This is a genomic window from Nocardia sp. NPDC057663 (genome assembly GCF_042799895.1).
In the GTDB taxonomy this organism is placed as follows: Bacteria; Actinomycetota; Actinomycetes; order Mycobacteriales; family Mycobacteriaceae; genus Nocardia.
Window position 1 is genome coordinate 636,412 of the sequence record NZ_JBHVHX010000003.1, and the last position, 16,685, is coordinate 653,096.

General features: G+C 68.2%; 16 protein-coding genes. 7 read left to right on the forward strand and 9 right to left on the reverse strand.

What is annotated here, in order from left to right; all coding sequences use genetic code 11:
* Positions 1-39 precede the first annotated feature (39 nt).
* Both ACFVAV_RS10855 and ACFVAV_RS10860 read right to left on the reverse strand, forming a co-directional pair.
* On the reverse strand, positions 40-693 hold the full coding sequence (locus ACFVAV_RS10855; protein ID WP_379033301.1) for a response regulator: 654 nt from the start codon (positions 691-693) through the stop codon (positions 40-42).
* Positions 690-1,676, reverse strand: a complete 987-nt coding sequence (locus ACFVAV_RS10860; protein ID WP_379033303.1) for a histidine kinase — start codon at positions 1,674-1,676, stop codon at positions 690-692. Before ACFVAV_RS10860 ends, ACFVAV_RS10855 begins: the two co-directional genes overlap by 4 nt.
* 141 nt (positions 1,677-1,817) lie before the next feature.
* Between ACFVAV_RS10860 and ACFVAV_RS10865 the strand changes: the two genes are divergently transcribed.
* From ACFVAV_RS10865 to ACFVAV_RS10875, 3 genes are read left to right on the forward strand one after another with little or no spacing between them, the layout of a single operon-like run.
* Complete coding sequence (locus ACFVAV_RS10865) at positions 1,818-2,123, forward strand: hypothetical protein (protein ID WP_379033305.1); 306 nt, start codon at positions 1,818-1,820, stop codon at positions 2,121-2,123.
* Between the two features lie 27 nt (positions 2,124-2,150).
* A complete protein-coding gene (locus ACFVAV_RS10870) occupies positions 2,151-2,588 on the forward strand; it encodes a CBS domain-containing protein (RefSeq protein ID WP_379033307.1) in 438 nt (145 codons plus the stop codon).
* A 10-nt stretch (positions 2,589-2,598) separates the two neighbouring features.
* Positions 2,599-3,882 carry an SLC13 family permease gene (locus tag ACFVAV_RS10875; protein WP_379033310.1) on the forward strand — a complete coding sequence of 428 codons (1,284 nt, stop codon included), beginning with the start codon at positions 2,599-2,601 and terminating at the stop codon, positions 3,880-3,882.
* 9 nt (positions 3,883-3,891) lie between these two features.
* Here the strand turns inward: ACFVAV_RS10875 and hutG are convergent, their stop codons facing one another.
* Both hutG and tnpA read right to left on the reverse strand, forming a co-directional pair.
* On the reverse strand, positions 3,892-4,815 hold the full coding sequence (gene hutG, locus ACFVAV_RS10880) for a formimidoylglutamase (RefSeq protein ID WP_379033313.1): 924 nt from the start codon (positions 4,813-4,815) through the stop codon (positions 3,892-3,894).
* Between the two features lie 65 nt (positions 4,816-4,880).
* Positions 4,881-5,276 carry an IS200/IS605 family transposase gene (gene tnpA / locus ACFVAV_RS10885; RefSeq protein WP_379033316.1) on the reverse strand — a complete coding sequence of 132 codons (396 nt, stop codon included), beginning with the start codon at positions 5,274-5,276 and terminating at the stop codon, positions 4,881-4,883.
* A gap of 38 nt (positions 5,277-5,314) precedes the next feature.
* On the opposite strand from tnpA, the gene ACFVAV_RS10890 reads away from it, so the two are divergent.
* On the forward strand, positions 5,315-6,508 hold the full coding sequence (locus ACFVAV_RS10890) for an RNA-guided endonuclease InsQ/TnpB family protein (RefSeq protein WP_379033319.1): 1,194 nt from the start codon (positions 5,315-5,317) through the stop codon (positions 6,506-6,508).
* Here ACFVAV_RS10890 and hutI read toward each other — a convergent pair.
* Together hutI and ACFVAV_RS10900 are read right to left on the reverse strand one after the other, a co-directional pair.
* Positions 6,505-7,680 carry an imidazolonepropionase gene (gene hutI, locus ACFVAV_RS10895; RefSeq protein ID WP_379033322.1) on the reverse strand — a complete coding sequence of 392 codons (1,176 nt, stop codon included), beginning with the start codon at positions 7,678-7,680 and terminating at the stop codon, positions 6,505-6,507. The two genes, ACFVAV_RS10890 and hutI, sit on opposite strands and share 4 nt — an antisense overlap.
* A 13-nt stretch (positions 7,681-7,693) precedes the next feature.
* Entirely contained in the window at positions 7,694-9,127 is a 1,434-nt protein-coding gene (locus ACFVAV_RS10900; RefSeq protein ID WP_379033325.1) for a purine-cytosine permease family protein, read from the reverse strand.
* A 238-nt stretch (positions 9,128-9,365) separates the two neighbouring features.
* On the opposite strand from ACFVAV_RS10900, the gene ACFVAV_RS10905 reads away from it, so the two are divergent.
* Positions 9,366-10,772: an amino acid permease gene (locus ACFVAV_RS10905; protein WP_379033328.1), complete on the forward strand. Its 1,407-nt coding sequence runs from the start codon at positions 9,366-9,368 to the stop codon at positions 10,770-10,772.
* A gap of 46 nt (positions 10,773-10,818) precedes the next feature.
* Positions 10,819-12,387: a histidine ammonia-lyase gene (gene hutH, locus ACFVAV_RS10910; protein WP_379033598.1), complete on the forward strand. Its 1,569-nt coding sequence runs from the start codon at positions 10,819-10,821 to the stop codon at positions 12,385-12,387.
* 55 nt (positions 12,388-12,442) lie between these two features.
* Here hutH and ACFVAV_RS10915 read toward each other — a convergent pair whose 3' ends face one another.
* Both ACFVAV_RS10915 and ACFVAV_RS10920 read right to left on the reverse strand, forming a co-directional pair.
* The gene (locus ACFVAV_RS10915) at positions 12,443-12,973 is read right to left on the reverse strand and encodes a hypothetical protein (protein WP_379033331.1); all 531 of its coding nucleotides are present in this window, start codon (positions 12,971-12,973) and stop codon (positions 12,443-12,445) included.
* Positions 12,970-13,539: a TetR family transcriptional regulator gene (locus ACFVAV_RS10920; RefSeq protein ID WP_379033333.1), complete on the reverse strand. Its 570-nt coding sequence runs from the start codon at positions 13,537-13,539 to the stop codon at positions 12,970-12,972. The genes ACFVAV_RS10915 and ACFVAV_RS10920 overlap by 4 nt, the downstream gene beginning before the upstream one ends.
* A 264-nt stretch (positions 13,540-13,803) precedes the next feature.
* On the opposite strand from ACFVAV_RS10920, the gene ACFVAV_RS10925 reads away from it, so the two are divergent.
* Positions 13,804-15,588, forward strand: a complete 1,785-nt coding sequence (locus ACFVAV_RS10925) for a CocE/NonD family hydrolase (protein WP_379033336.1) — start codon at positions 13,804-13,806, stop codon at positions 15,586-15,588.
* Positions 15,589-15,657: 69 nt separating this feature from the next.
* On the opposite strand, the gene ACFVAV_RS10930 is transcribed toward ACFVAV_RS10925, so the two are convergent.
* Entirely contained in the window at positions 15,658-16,650 is a 993-nt protein-coding gene (locus ACFVAV_RS10930) for a MerR family transcriptional regulator (protein WP_379033601.1), read from the reverse strand.
* Positions 16,651-16,685 lie beyond the last annotated feature (35 nt).

Below are 16,685 nucleotides of genomic sequence, written 5' to 3' on the forward strand. Positions count from 1 at the left end.
CGGCCCCCGCAGCCTCCGGCGCGGGGGCCGTCGGCGTTCTCACGGCTCGATCAATCCCGCGCGGATCGCGTATCGGGTGAGTTCGAGCCGGTCGCGCAGCCCCAGCTTCTGCAGGATGTTGGCGCGATGCCGGTCGACGGTCTTCGCGCTGATCACCAGCGTGGCGGCGATATCGCGGGCCGAGTACCCCTCGGCGATCAGCTTGAGCACCTCCTCTTCGCGCGGAGTCAGAATCGCCTCCGGTAACGCGGAGCCCTGCCTGGCCAGCTGCAGATAGTCGCGGACCAGGGCGGTGACCGCGCCCGGGTACAGGAAGGACTCGCCGCGCATCGTGGCCCGGCACGCCTCGATGAGGTCGCGGTCGGCCACCGATTTGAGCACGTAGCCCGACGCGCCCGCCTTGAGCGATTCGAAGAAGTACTGCTCGTTGTCGTACATCGAGAGCATGAGGATGCGCACGCCGGGCCGGGTGCGGGTGATCTCGCGGGCGGCCTGGATGCCGGTCATCCGCGGCATGGCGATGTCGAGGATGACCAGATCGATCCGGTCGCCGGCCAGCGCGGTCACCGCGTCGAATCCATTGGCCGCCTCGGCGACCACGCGCAGATCCGGCTCGTTGTCCAGGATCATCCGCAGTCCGCTGCGGACCAGGGCGTGGTCGTCGGCCAGCAGGATCCGGGTCGGCTCGCTCATGTCGGTGCTCCGTTCCGCCGCACGGGAATCGCGAGTTCGACCGCGGTGCCGCCCGCGATCGGCGAGGTGATGGTCAGCGTCGCGTCGATGAGCATGGCGCGCTCGCGCATGCCCCGGATACCCGCGCCGTTCTCGAGCACACCGCCGCGGCCGTTGTCGGACACCCGCAGGATCAGGGTGTCCGCGAGTGGTGTCAGCTCCAGCTGCACCTCGTCGGCGCCCGAATGGCGCAGCACATTCGTCAGGCTCTCCTGGGCGATGCGATAGCAGACGAGTTCGACATCCGGGTCGAGCCGGTCGATGTCCGGGTCCAGCCTGCGGTGCACGGGAATGCCCGCGGTGCCGGTGAATTCGTGACACAGGGCGTTGATCGCGCTGTGCAGCCCCAGGTCTTCGAGCACGTCGGGCCGCAGGCGTGCGGCGATCCCGCGGACTTCGTCCAGGCATCCGCGCACCGTTTCCTGTGCCTCCTCGACCTCGTCGCGCAGACCGGCCGGCGCACGGTCGAGTACCCGTTTGAGCCGCAGCAGCGCCACGGTCAGGCTCTGCCCGATCTCGTCGTGCAGTTCGCGCGCGATGCGCTGCCGCTCGCCCTCCTGCGCGGCCAGTGCCGTCGCACCGGCGACGGAGCGTTCGGCTTCGAGCCGGTCCAGCATGGCGTTGAACGTCTCGATCAGGTGGTGGAAGTCGCCGCTCGTGCGCCGGTCCAGCCGGGCGGCCCGATGCGGTGGGTCGACCCGGCGCATCGAGGCGACGAGCTCGTCGAGCGGGGCGAGGCTGGTGCGCAGCGCGATCGCATTGGCGGTGAGGATCACCGCGAGCCCGATGACCAGCACCGGCACCTCGGTCAGCCGGACCCTGGCGGAGACGGTGGCGGGGGAGAACGCCAGGACCAGCGTGCCGAGGGTGAACACGACACCGTTGAGCAAGCAGACCCGCCAGAACAAGGCCGTCACCGGTGTCCGGGCTGCTAGACGGTTCATACGACCCAGCATGCTGCTGCGCCGCCGCTGTGTCCATGGGGTCCGGCACCCATTCGGCGCCCTCCCCACCACCCGCTGAGCAGGGGGAAATGGGTGTCACGGCCGATGGTGGCGACGGCCACGGCCGCCGAGACTCGGTGCGTGGACGTATTCGATCACGGCTGGAAGGACTCGCCCGGGATGGACACCGATCGCACGACGATCCCCGGCACCGGCGTGCTGCACAACTTCCGCACCCGCCGCGGCACCCGCTTCGCGCTGCTGACCGAGTCGACGGGAACCCGCCACCTGCTCACCTACAGCGCGGGCAGCGACGAACCGGCCGCCGATATCGCCCTGGCGCCCGACGAAGCCGATCAGATCGCCGAACTCCTGCACAGCAGTTCCGTCCGCGACCGGCTCTCGCGGCTCGAGCAGCGCATCGAGCACCTCACCGATCGGGGCTGAATCACTGTGCGCGCCGAGGACATCGCGATGAACCTGCCGACCGTGCGGCCCACCGACCCGGTCGCCAAGGCGGTGCGGCTGATGGTCGTCAACCGGCTGCCCGGCCTGATCGTCGTCGACGACGCCGACCGGCCCGTGGCCGTGCTGCCCGGCACTCAGGTACTGCGCCTGGTGATACCCGGCTCCTACCAGAACGATCCGACGCTGGTCCGCACGATCGACGAGGTGCACGCCGACCTGTTCTGGCAGGAACCGGGCAGCCTGACCGTGGGTGACTGCCTGCCCGACGGCGCGGTCTCACCGGCCACCGTCACCCCGGACGCGACGCTGCTCGAGATCGCGATCCTGATGGCGCGCAAGCACAGTCCGCTCATCGCCGTGGTCGACCGCTCGCGCACCCTGCGCGGCGCGATCACCCTGGAACGGCTGTTGACGAGCCTGGCCGTCGCTGGACCCGGCGACTGAGGCAGAACCGATGGCCGCAGCCCTCGCCGTGCTGATCTTCGTGGTCGCGTTCTTCTTCATTGCCACGGAGAAAGCCGACAAGGTCAAGACCGTGCTGATCGCGGCGGGCCTGATGGCGGTGTTCGGGCTGATCCCCGGCGAGCAGGTGTTCTTCTCACCGCACGAGGGCATCGACTGGAACGTCATCTTCCTGCTGCTCGGCATGATGATCATCGTCGGCGTCGTCAAGCAGACCGGCCTGTTCGACTATCTGGCGATCTGGTCGGCCAAGCGGTCCCGCGGCAACCCGTACCGCCTGATGGTGATGCTCATGCTGATCACCGCGGTGGCCTCGCCGTTCCTCGACAACGTCACCATCATCATGCTGGTGGCGCCGGTGACGGTGGTGGTGTGCCGCAGGCTCGGCCTCGCCGCGCAACCGTTCCTGATCGCCGAGGTGCTCGCGGCCAATATCGGTGGCGCGGCGACGCTGATCGGCGATCCGCCCAACATCATCATCGCCAGCCGGGCCGGCCTGACCTTCAACGACTTCCTGGTGCACATGGCACCGATCGTCGTGCTCACCTTCGCCGTGTTCGTCGGCATGACCCGGCTGCTGTTCTGCTCCGCACTGCGCACCGAGCCCGGATCGGTCGACGCGGTGATGGCCTTGCAGGAGCGCCGCGCGATCCGCGATCCGAGACTGCTGGTCCGCTCGCTGATCGTGCTCGCCGGGGTGATCGTCGGATTCTGCCTGCACGGCATCGTGCACGTGTCGCCGTCGGTGATCGCGCTGGTCGGCGCGGGCACCATGGTGCTGGTCTCCGGGCTCGACATCGGCGAGATCCTGCAGGAGGTGGAATGGCCGACCCTGGTGTTCTTCATGGGCTTGTTCGTGATGGTCGCGGGACTGGTCCACACCGGCGTGATCGCCGCGATCGGTACCGCCGCGACCGAGGTGGTCGGTGACGACTACTTCCTCGCCGCCACCGCGCTGGTGTTCGGCTCGGCGCTGCTCGGCGCGTTCGTCGACAACATCCCGTACACGGCCACCATGGCGCCGGTGGTCGAGGGCCTCGTCGCCGACGCCCCCGACCCGGAAACCGGCCGCTCCCTGTGGTGGGCCTTCGCGCTCGGCGCCGACTTCGGCGGCAACGGCACCGCGGTCGCGGCCAGCGCCAATGTCGTCGCCCTCGGCATCGCCGCCCGCGCCGGGCAGCGGATCTCCTTCTGGCAGTTCACGAAATACGGCATCCTGGTCACGGTGGTCAGCACGACGATGGCCTGGATCTATGTGTGGCTGCGCTACTTCTGATCCCGCGGTTCAGCGGGCACGCGCGTGCCGGGTGACAAGGCGGTGGAGCAGTCGCGCGGCGGTGCGGGCGGTGCGCTGGTCGATATCGAGGCCGGGGTTGAGCTCGGCGACATCGACCACGGCGAGTTTGCCACTGGCGGTGACCTGATCGCAGACGGCCTGGATCGTCGACAGCGCAACGCCGTACGCGGCAGGCGCGCTGACGCCCGGGGCGACCGCGGCGGGCAGCACATCGAGATCGATGGTCAGGTAGAGCAGATCGATCCCGGCCAGGAAGTCCTCGACGAACGCGGCGACCCGCGCCGGTTCGCAGTCGTCGTCGAGCAGATACGGCACGCCGAATCGGTCGGCGGTATCGAACAGGACGTTGGTGTTGCTGGGCTGGCTGATCCCGATCACCGCGTAGCGCACGTCGGGGTCGGCCTCGAGGATCTGCCGGAACGGGGTGCCCGAGCTGGGTACCGGATCGGGGCGCAGGTCGAAATGCGCGTCCAGGTTGAGGATTCCGACGGTGGTGCCCGGTGTGCGGCGCGCCGCACCCGCCACCCCGAGGTACGTGCCGTAGGCGACTTCGTGCCCGCCGCCGAGGACGACCGGGAAGGCGCCGGCGTCCAGCAGGCCGGACACCGTCGCACCGAGCCGGCGCTGGCCGTCCTCGAGGCGATCGTCGGTGACCGCCACGGTGCCGGCGTCGAACGCGCGCAGCGGTGCGCCGAGCGCCATCGGTGACAGCGCGCGGCGCAGCGCGTTCGGTCCCTGCGCCGCACCCTGGCGGCCCTTGTTGCGGCGCACCCCTTCATCACTGGCGAAGCCGACGAACACGCACGCACCGGGATCGGTGCCCGGCTCGTACGACGTGACCACCTGGTGCCAGCGCAGATGCTCGGAGGTGCTGCCGTCGATCCGGCCGGTCCACGAGGATTCCGACATCATCGGGCAGACCTCATCGAGAGAGCTCCGAGGAAACCCCCGGCTTCAGCCGTGGGGAGGAATCGGAGCTAAACGTTTTTCTGGTTCTCGACATAGCGTTTCACTACCTCCAGGGTTGCGCCGCCGACAGTGGCGACGAAGTACGAGTTGGTCCACAAGGTGGGCAAGCGGGACTTGAGGGCGGGGAACTCGGCGCGCAGGACGCGGGAGGAGCGGCCCTTGATCTGTTTGACCAGGCGGTGAATCCCGAACTGCGGATCGCATGAGACGAGCAGGTGCACGTGGTCGGGCATGGTCTCCAGCTCGATGATGTGTGCGTCTCGTTCGGTGCAGACTTCCCGGATGAGTTGCTCGAGGCGTTCTTCGATGCGTCCGTCGATGACTGGCCGCCGGTATTTCGGGCACCACACGACGTGGTAGGTGCAGCAGTAGACGACGTTGTTGTTCGATCGGATCTCGTCCACGCTAACAGTATATTGCTCAGTGCTGTATAACCGAACGTATGGGCGAGACCGTGCGCTACACCTACCGCTTGCGCCCCGGTGCGCAAGCGGTGCGCGCGCTCGAATCCGAATGGCATCGCTGCCGCTTCCTGTGGAACGAAGCCGTCCACCAGCAGCGCGACGGTGAAAGGCCCACCTTCTCTCGCCTGTCGAAGATGCTCACCGAAGCGCGTGCCCGCACCGCATGGTTGCGGGAGGGATCGCAGGTCGCCCAACAGCAGATGCTGCGCACCTACTCCCAAGCATTGGACCATTCGTTCAAGGTGAAGGGACGCGGCCGACCGACCGTCAAGCGGCGCAGGACTTCCCTGCCGTCGTTGGAGTACACGACACGCGGGTTCGGTATCGCCCACGGCAAGCTCGCCTTGCCGAAGGGCGTCACCATCCCGGTCGTGTGGTCGCGGGGGCTGGCGTCCCCGCCGTCGTCGGTCCGCGTCTACAAGGATTCGCTCGGCCACTGGTACGCCTCGTTCGTCGTCCGCCGCGAAGTCGAACCCGCTCCCATCGCCACGGGAGCGATCGGTATCGACTGGGGTGTCTCCACCACGGCAACCACCACCAGCCCCGCCCATGACCTGCCGTATTCGGGGCATCGCCGCCGCTGCGCCGCCGAACTCGCGCGCGCCCAGCGGAAGATGGCCCGCCGACGACGCCCCAGGGGCCAGGCCCCCAGCCGCGGCTACCAGCAGGCGCGGCATGAAGCTGCCCGCCTGCACAAGAAAGCGGCCCGGCAGAACGCCCATGCCGCACGAGTGTGGGCGCGTCGTGTCGTCGCCGACCACAACACAATCGCGGTTGAGGACTTCAAACCGAAGTTTCTCACTCGTTCCACGATGGCGCGGAAAGCGGCTGATGCTGCGATCGGTGCAGCGAAACGAGAACTGATCGAACGTGCCACGCGGGCGGGGCGAAAGGTGGTGTTGGTTCCGCCCGCATACACGACGATGACCTGCGCGAGCTGTGGAGCGAGAGCCAAGCAGCGGCTTGCCTTGCAGGTGAGGATCTTCAGTTGCGAGTCCTGCGGGCGCACCGCAGACCGTGACCGGAACGCCGCCACCGTAGTTCTGGCGGCCGCGGTAGAACTCGACCGTGCCAGTGGTGACGACGTAAGACATTGCGGGCCTCCCTCCGGGGCGGTCAGTAGTGCGGTCCGAGTTGGAAATCCCCCGGCTTCAGCCGTGGGGAAGGGTTAATTCGAGTAGGCGAGCACGCCGCCGCGCCACACCTGGCTGATCAGCGGAACTCCGGGACGATAGGCCAGATGCAGGTGCGACGGAGCGTCCAGCGCGATCGCGTCGGCCCGCACGCCGGGCGTGAGCGCGCCGATATCGGTGCGCCGCAACGCCCGTGCGCCACCCGCGGTCGCCGCCCAGACTGCCTCATCGGGAGTCATGTGCAAGTCCCGGACCGCCAGGGCGATACAGAACGGCAGGCTTGTCGTATAGCTTGTGCCTGGATTGCAGTCGGCGCCCAATGCCACGGTGACGCCGGCGTCGAGCAGTGCCCGCGCGTCGGGATAGCTGTTGCGGGTGCAGAAGTCGGCGCCCGGCAACAGCGTGGCCACGGTCTCGCTGCCCGCCAGCGCGTCGATATCGGCGGCGGTCACATGCGCGACGTGATCCACCGACGCGGCGCCCAGTTCCACCGCGAGCTGTACACCGGGACCCTGATGCAGCTGATTGCCGTGCACGCGGGGCACCAGACCGTGCGCGATGCCCGACGAGAGCACCGCGTGGGCTTGCTCGCGGTCGAAGGCGCCCTGCTCACAGAACACATCGATCCACCGGGCGTGCGGCGCGCACCGCGGGATCATCTCGGCGCACACCATCGCCACGTAATCGTCGGCGCGCCCGGCGTACTCCGGCGGCGGCACATGCGCGGCGAGCAGGGTCACCTCGTCGGTGAACCGGCCCGCGATCGCGACGCTGCGCAGTTCGTCGGCGACGGTCTGGCCGTAGCCGCTCTTGCATTCGACCGTCGTACTGCCCGCGCGCAGCGACTCGTCCATGAGCCGCTGCACAGTCGCGGCGAGCTGCTCGTCGGTCGCCGCGCGCGTGGCCTCGATGGTGGTGCGAATGCCACCGGCCCCGTACGGGCGACCGGCCATCCTGGCCGCGAACTCCTCGGCGCGGTCGCCGGCGAACACCAGGTGCGAGTGGGTCTCGACGAATCCCGGCAGTACGGCCCGTCCGCCGAGGTCGACGCCGATGTCGGCGGCGGGCGCGTCGGCGCTGTCGCCGACCCACACGACGGTGTCGCCGTCGAAGACGACGGCGGCGTCGCGCCGGATGCCGAGCGGACCGGCGCCGAGGGCTGGATCGTTGGTGACGAGGGTGCCGATATCGGTCAGTGCGGTGGTGGGCACTGGGGGAGTCCTCCTAGCTGCGGGTGTCGACCATCTCGGTGTGCGTGGGGTAGATCATCCGCGCGGGCGGACGGGCGGTGCGGCGCGCGATCGGGTAGTAGATCGCACCGGTGAACACGATGCCGACGATCCACGAGATATCGGCGCCGCCGAGCAGGTGCGTGATCGGACCGGTGTAGAGCTTCTGCGCGAGGAACGGGATCTGGGCGAGGACGCCGAGGCCGTAGCAGAGCAACGCGGGCACGTTCCACGCCCCGTAGCGCCCGTTCGGATCGTAGAGCGCGGGCAGGTCCACCCGTTCCTTCGAGATCAGGTAGTAGTCGATCAGATTGATTGCGCTCCACGGCGTGAACACCATGAGCAGCACCAGGACGAAGTTCTTGAAGTTGTCGAGGAAGTCCGCGCTCGCGGCGAGCGCGATCAGCATCGAGACGCCGACGAACCCGACGATGTAGAGCGTGCGGGCGCGGGTGGAGATCTGCGAGCGGCCGTCGAACGCGGTGACGGTGGTCAGGATCGACATGAACCCGCCGTAGGCGTTGAGGACGTTCACGGTCAGCTTGCCCACCACGATCACCAGATACACGCAGAACGCGAGCACGGCCGGTCCGGCGAGCGTGCCGAGGAACCCGACCTGATCGGCGAGGAACGACTTGCCCGCGACCGCGGCCACCAGCGCGCCGAAGGTCATCGCCCACTGCGAGCCGAGCACGCTGCCCAGGAACGTCGACCAGAAGGTGGTGCGCTCGCTGGTGCTGCGCGGCAGATACCGGGAGTAGTCGGCGACGTACGGGCCGAAGGTCAGCTGCCAGCCCGCGCCGAGGGAAATCGCGAGCAGGAAGGTCGCCGCGTCGAACCCGATCACCCCGACGAAGTCGCCGACCGGATATTCGGCGAACAACCGGACCGTCAGATAGGTGAAGCCGACGATCCCGATCACCGTCGCCACCCGCCCGACGACATGGATCAGCCGATACCCGGTGACCGCCACGAACGCGGTGAGCGCACCGAAGATCACGATGCCGATCACCGGATTCTCGACATGCAGCATGTTGTTCACCGCCTGCCCGGCCAGCACCGTGCCGGTCGCGGCGAAGCCGAGGTACATCAGGATCACCAGCACCAGCGGGACGACCGCGCCCTTGACGCCGAATTGGGCCCGGCTGGAGATCATCTGCGGCAGTCCCATGCGCGGTCCCTGCGCCGAATGCAGCGCCATCACGACTCCGCCGAAGACATTGCCCAGCAGCAGGCCGATGATCGCCCACAGCGCGTCGGCGCCGAACACCACCGCGAGCGCGCCGTCCACCACCGCCGTGATCTGCATATTCGCCCCGAACCAGAGGGTGAACTGGCTGCGCGGGGTGCCGTGCCGTTCGCCGTCGGGGACGACGTCGATGGTGCGGCGTTCGGGCGTGAGGAGATCCTCGGAGCCGGTCGTTGTCATAGCGGCCTGTCTTTCTGCGGTGACGCCGTCGACCCGAGCATGTGCGCTGGGTCACGTCCGATATGTATATGCCTGTATAGACAGGTACGTCAAGCGCTAAGCTCCCCGCCGACCTGCCGCGCATTGACACGGCTGTATATACAGGTTTATACATGTACCGGTCGCTGTGACCGGCCCCACAGGCGAATCCATCGGGTGATCACCCGCTCCGTGCGCCTTTCCGATCCGGGAGAATGGTTTGAACAAGCCCGTTGCTGTGCTGACGCGTGGACTCACCGCGCGCCACATCCGTTTCATCGCGCTCGGCTCGGCCATCGGCACCGGCCTGTTCTACGGCTCGGCGGAGGCGATCCACCGCGCGGGCCCGTCGGTGCTGCTGGCCTACCTGATCGGCGGCGCCGCGATCTACCTCGTGCTGCGCGCCCTGGGCGAGATGGCGGTCAGCAACCCGGTCTCGGGTTCGTTCGGCGAATACGCCAGCAAGCACCTCGGTCCGCTGGCCGGTTTCCTGACCGGCTGGACCTACACCTTCGAGATGCTCATCGTCTGCCTGGCCGACGTCACCGCGTTCGGTGTGTACATGGGGTTCTGGTATCCCGACGTGCCCCGCTGGATCTGGGTGCTGTCGATCATCTTCTTCATCGGCGCCGTCAACCTGCTCAGCGTGCAGGTGTTCGGCGAGGTCGAGTTCTGGTTCAGCCTGGTCAAAATCGTCGCCATCGTCGCGATGATCGCCGGCGGCATCGCCATCCTGATCTTCGGCTTCGGCATCCACGACACCGGCGGCGGCGTGCAGAACCTGTGGACCGACGGCGGGTTCTTCCCGACCGGCTTCGGGGGCTTCGTCGCCTGCTTCGCCATCGTGATGTTCGCCTTCGGCGGCACCGAGATCATCGGCATCACCGCGGGGGAGGCCGAGGACCCGCAGCGCACGATCCCGCGCGCGATCAACACCGTGCCCATCCGGATCATCCTGTTCTACGTACTCACCCTCGCGGTGATCATGGCGATCAACCCGTGGCAGAGCATCGGCGACGAGGGCAGCCCGTTCGTGCAGATCTTCCAGAGCCTGGGCCTGGGGCCCGCGGCGGCGGTGCTGAACGTCGTCGTGATCACCGCGGCGCTGTCGGCCATCAACAGCGACATCTTCGGCGCGGGGCGGATGATGTATGGCATGGCCCAGCGTGGTCAGGCGCCCGCGGTGATGCAGCGGGTCTCACGCAACGGCGTGCCGTGGATGACGGTGGTCGTCATGACCGTCACCCTGCTGGTCGGTGTGCTGCTCAACTACCTGATCCCGGACAAGGTGTTCCTGGTGATCGCCTCGATCGCCACCTTCGCGACCATCTTCGTCTGGCTGATGATCCTGTTCTCGCAGTACCGCTCGCGACAGCGGATGTCGGCCGAGCAGGTCGCCGCGCTGAAGTTCCCGGTGCCGTTCTGGCCGTATGGGCAGCTGATCACCATCGGTTTCCTGGTGTTCGTGATCGCGGTGATCGCCTTCGACGCCGACAGCCGGGTGGCGCTGATCGTCGGCGCGGTCTGGCTGGCGCTGCTGTGTGTGGCCTACCGCCTGTGGGTCCGTCCGGTTCCGGCCGAGCCCGAAGCGGTTCCCGCGCCGGAACCTGTCGCCGATATCGCCTGAAAGTTTTTGTCTCGCACATAGTTCGGAATGGAGAAGCATAGTGAGCATCGACTCGGACCGGTCCGCGCCGGTCGCCGTGGAACCGGTCGTCGTCGGCACGGGTCCGGTGGCGCCGCAGGACGTGGTGCGGGTGGCCAGGGACGGCGCCGCGGTGCGGCTGTCCGACGAGGCGCTCGTGGCGATGGGGGAGACCCGGCGGTGGATCGAGGCGCTGGCGGCCGACCCGAAGCCGGTGTACGGCGTGTCCACCGGCTTCGGCGCGCTGGCCGTCCGGCACATTCCGCTCGAGTTGCGTCAGCAGTTGCAGCGCAGCCTGATCCGCTCCCATGCGGCGGGTTCGGGTGCCGAAGTGGAGCGGGAGGTGGTGCGCGCGCTGATGCTGCTGCGCCTGTCGACCCTGGCCACCGGCCGGACCGGCGTGCGGCCGGTCGTCGCGCAGACCTATGCCGCGCTGCTGTCGGCGGGGATCACCCCGGTGGTCTACGAGTACGGCAGCCTCGGCTGTTCCGGTGATCTCGCACCGCTGGCCCACGTCGCGCTGGCCGTCCTCGGTGAGGGCACGGTCCGCGACGCCGACGGCGAGTTGCGGCCCGCCGCCGAGGCACTGGCCGTCGCGGGCATCGAACCGGTCGAGCTGGAAGAGAAGGAGGGTCTGGCGCTGATCAACGGCACCGACGGCATGCTCGGCATGCTGGTGCTCGCCTGCCACGACCTGCGCAATCTGCTGCGCCTGGCCGACGTCACCGCGGCCATGAGCGTGGAGGGCCTGCTCGGCACCGACAAGGTCTTCGCCGCCGATCTGCAGGCCCTGCGCCCGCAGCCGGGCCAGGCGATCGCCGCCGCCAACATGACCCGCCTGCTCGCCGATTCGGCGATCGTGGCCAGCCACGCGACCCCCGACTGCACCGTCGTCCAGGATGCCTACTCGCTGCGCTGCGCACCGCAGGTGGCGGGCGGCGCCCGCGACACCCTCGCCCACGCCGAACGCGTCGCCGGCTACGAACTGGCCTCCGCTGTCGACAATCCCGTGGTCACCCTGGACGGCCGCGTCGAGTCCAACGGCAACTTCCACGGCGCCCCCGTCGCCTACGTGCTGGACTTCCTCGCCATCGTCGTCGCCGATGTCGCCGGCATCAGCGAACGCCGCACGGACCGCTTCCTGGACAAGGCCCGCAACCACGGCCTGCCCCCGTTCCTCGCCGACGACCCCGGCGTCGACAGCGGCCACATGATCGCCCAGTACACCCAGGCCGCGATCGTCTCCGAGCTCAAGCGCCTCGCCGCGCCCGCTTCGGCCGACTCGATCCCGTCCTCGGCCATGCAGGAGGACCACGTCTCCATGGGCTGGTCGGCGGCCCGCAAGCTGCGCCGCTCGATCGACGGCCTCACCCGGGTCCTCGCGATCGAGGCTCTCACCGCCGCGCGGGCCCTGGACCTGCGCGCCCCGCTGACCCCGGCCCCGGCGACAGCGGCCGTCCGCGATGTTCTGCGCGCACACGTCGACGGCCCTGGCCCCGACCGCTACCTCGCCCCCGAAATCGACGCGGCGGTCCGCCTCGCCGCCTCCGGTGCCCTTCTCGCCGGCGCCGAATCGGTCATCGGCCCGCTGGGCTGACTCGTTCCCTGACGGAGCCCCTGCCGAAATCGGCAGGGGCTCCGTTGTTTCCGGATCAGCGGCTCGCTTCTTCCGGAAGCAGGTGGGCGAGCAGGAGTTTGATCAGCAGTACCGGCGCGAACCAGGCCACCTCGGCCGGGACGGCAAGCACGCCGGTGACCCAGAGCAGCGCGAAGGCCGTGACGGCGAAGGCGACCGGCCTGCGCAGCGGGGCGGGTGACGTGCTCACGATGAGCGCTCCGGTCAACGCCAGTACGTAGATGGTGACAGCGGCGGACCAGCTGAACGCGGGCACCACCCAGGCCAGCAGGAACGGCTGGATGTGAATCGCGACGAAGCCCAGATGGTGAACGGCGGTGCGCCCCGGGCGGTGATACCAGCGCTTGGCCGAACCCATCGCATTGACGACGGATCCGCCGAACAGGTCGAACGCGAGCACCGCGATCACGGCGACCACCGGCCACGGGTGATCCGCCCGGATCGCCAGTGCCGCGGCACCGGCCGCGCCGCCGATCGCGACGGAGAATCCGAGGGTGACCTCGGCCCTGGTCGCCCCCGGCGCGATCAGGCGATCGGTGAGCGTCATCGCCGGATCCCTTCCACGCAGACCTGCAGAACCGGCTCGGTGAGATCCCGCAGCGACAGCTCCGGATCCACCAATGTCTGGATGAGACAGCCCTCGATGGCCCCGATGATCACCGCCGCATGCCGCTCATCGATGCCGTCGCGCAGCGTGCCCTCGGCGTCGGCCTCGCGCAGCAATTCGGTGACCGCCGCGCGATATTCGCGATAGACCGCGACCATATCGATGGGCGGTTTCGCGGCCCACACATCCAGCAGGACCCGGGCGTGATCAGGGTGCTCGGCCAGCATCGCCATGGCGCCGCGGACAAGCCGCTCCAGACGTTCGAGGGCAGGCCCGTCGCCCCTCTCGCCGAGCACCTCCGCGGATCGCCGCGCGTAGCTCTCGAACACTCCGGCGAGAAGCGAATCCCGGCTCGGAAAGTACAGGTAGACACTGCCTTTGGCGATCCCGGCCTCGGCGGCCACATCCTCGATCCGCGCAGCGGAGAAGCCCTTACGGGCGAACACGGCAGCCGCGGCGAGCAGGATCTCCTCCTGCCGCGCGGCGCGATCGACAATCCTCGGCATGCATTTATTATGCCTGACTGGTCAGTCATAATAAACCCTGTTCCGCGATTCGGGTTCTCGGGCAATCTGGGTACGCCCACATCAAGCAGGACCTGGGACTGCACAGCGGGGCGCAACTACTGGCCGCTGCCAGGACAATCACTGTTTCGCGGCGCGGCGATCGATCGGCCTTCTATCATGTCCGAGTGCCGGAGTCATCGTCCGGCAACTCTTTTCGCGATCGACCTTCACCTTCCCACCGAACGTGATTGGGGTGCGCAAACAATGACCGAACCAATCGGAAGCGTCACCGGCGAAACTCTGCAGAACATCGCGGCCGAAGGCGTGTGGGCCGGAGGCCTGACCTACACCCCCGCGGTGCTGCGCGTCGCGCGGGCCCTGCTGGCCACGGCGCAGGGCAGTGCCACCGGCGTGCTGCCGCCCGAATTGCAACAACCCGTCGACAAGCTGCGCGCTGCCGCCACGGTCAACGTGCTGCGAATCCCCGCCCACGACGAGGCGCAGCTGTCGGCCCTGAGTATCAAGCTGAACACCCAGACGCCCAGCCCGGTCGTGGTGATGCCGGCCGGGTGGAGTCCCTACGGCTGGCTGCCCTTCGTCTGGACCTATTTCCAGCTGGCGCTGGACGGCTATCACGTGCTGGCCTACACGCCCCGGGGTATCGGGCAGGCGGGCCTGATATCCACCTCCACCGGCTATATCGACGTCGGCGGCCCCAATGATTGGGCTGACGGCGTGACCGTCCTCGATTACGCGGTGGAGACCTTCGAGCCGAGCGCGATCGGCATGCTCGGTGAGTCCTACGGGTCGGGGCTGAGCCAGCTGGTAGCCGCGCACGACCCGGCCAACCGGGTGCGGGCGGTCGTCGCCCTGAGCACCTGGGGAAACCTGGCGACCAGCATGTATGACAACGGCACCCGGCATCTCGCGGCGGTCGATGCGCTGATCGCGTTCACCGGCGGCCCCGAGGAGGACAAGTTCGACGAGAGGACCCGCGAGATCCTCGCCAAATTCCGGGAGAACCGGGATATGGAGGACGTAGTGGACTGGGGCACCGAACGGTCCCCAGCAGCCTATCTGGACCAGACCAACTCGCGCGGCATCCCCACCTTCATGTCGAACACCTGGCACGAGAGCCTGTTTCCCGTCAATCAGGTGCTCGACACCTACAACCGGCTGACAGTTCCCAAACGGCTGAACCTGTGGATCGGTGATCACGGCGCGCCCGAAGGTGTCGGGCTGGTGGGTGTTCCGCTGGGCATCGCGTTCCCCGGCATGTTGACGCCCATGCGAGAGGCGCGCGACTGGGTGAACCATTACCTGCGCGGCACGAAACTGCCCGAGCGCGAACCGGTCGCCAACCAGATCATGTTCACCTACAAGACCAAGCCGGTTTCCGGTGGCGCACAACGGATCACCGAGGCGGCCCGCCGGGAGTTCGCCTACGACTGGTCACCCGACGAGAACATCGAGCGGCTGTTCCTGGGCGACGGGGTGAGCGACGGGATCCTCCGTACCAAGGAGGACACCGGCTGGTCGCGCACGTTCACCGTCGGCCAGGAGACCAAGGCGCGGGCCGTGGACGCCCCGCTGACCACCGGTCAGGACGAGTGGTTCGGCAACCCGAAGGTGTACCAGCTCAACGAATTCGAGCGTGACCTGCTCCAGATCTGGCTCACCGAACCACTCACCGACGGCCGGATGGTCCACGGCACGCCCACCGTGCGACTGACCGTGGCCAGCACCACCACCGAGGCCACCCTGGTGGCGTACCTGTTCGACGTGGCGGCCGACAACACCGCCCGCATCATCACCCACGAGCCGTGCACGGTGACCGGGCTGACCCCGGGCGAGGGACGCACTGTCGAGTGGCTGCTCCAATCCGCCTGCTACGAAATCCCCGAAGGTCACCGGCTGGCCCTGGTCGTCAACAGCCGCGACCCGCTGTACTCCTACACCGAGACCCGCGACAAAGCCTTGCACTCCACCACCATCACCTCGCCGGAGAACGAGGAGTCCTACCTCGACCTCCCGCTGCCCCAAGCCTGACGAGCCGATCCGCACTACTGCGGTGGAGGGGCGTATCGATGTGAGACCGACCCATGGCATCGGCCCCGGTCAATGACCGGGGCCGATCGTCGATATCTCAGAGGCCGGCGCATCGGTGGAGCGGGCCAGTGCCGCGTGCACCCAGTGCAGGGCTCGCCCCACGGTGATGCGATCGCCGAAGAACCGCCCTGTCAGAGCCCAGTAGCGACGAACCCGATGGTCGGCGTCGGCTGCCTCGATCAGCAGTTGTTCCCGGAAACGCGGGGAATCGCGCTCACCTCGCGCACCGGCATGAGCGTCGACGAAGCGATCGAGTTCGCTGCCTCCGTGCGGCTGTACGTCTTGCGCGACCAGCGTCACCACGTCGACCAGGGCGTCGTCCACGTCGGAGTACAGCCTTCGCCGGTCTCGGATCAACTCCGGATGGCTCAGCCAGAGATGCTGCCGCACAGTACTGTTCAGTGCGGGGTCGGCCACCAGGGCGGCCAACTCGGCATACGCGACGACCTCGGCGACGGACGGATCAGCGGGCGGTCCCGGCACATTCCAGCCCACGTAGCGGTCGATCTCGCTGCGGGGGACCGGTGCGAGGATCCGCCGCCAGAACTGCACGAGGCATTCGTGGACCGCACCACCGTCCTGGGCGGCGGCCAGCAGGGCGAGCCGCTGGGCGCGCTGCGTCGGGGCGGCCGTCCCGACTGCCCGCAGTGACGCCCGCCGCCATGCCAGCGACCTGAATTCGCTATCGAGCCGCGCACTTTCGGCAGCGATGATCTCGTCCATCGACCGCTCGCCGCGCAGCACCTCGGTGATCGAACCCAGCCCGAGACCGAGCGCACGCAATCGCCGGACCAGCAGCAGCCGTTCGGTGGCACTGTCGGTGTCGAACATCCGATGCCCACCCGCGCTGCGGCCGGATTCCAGCATGCCCTCGTCGCAGTAGAACCGGATCGTGCGCACCGGAAGTCCGGTCCTGCGCGCCAGCTCCCCGATGCGGTGTCTACGTGCAGAAGATGGAGGCCGAGCAGCCGCAGCTCGCCGGGGAGATGGGGCGAAATTCAGGGAAAGCCAGGAGAATTGCGCTGACCGGTGACCAG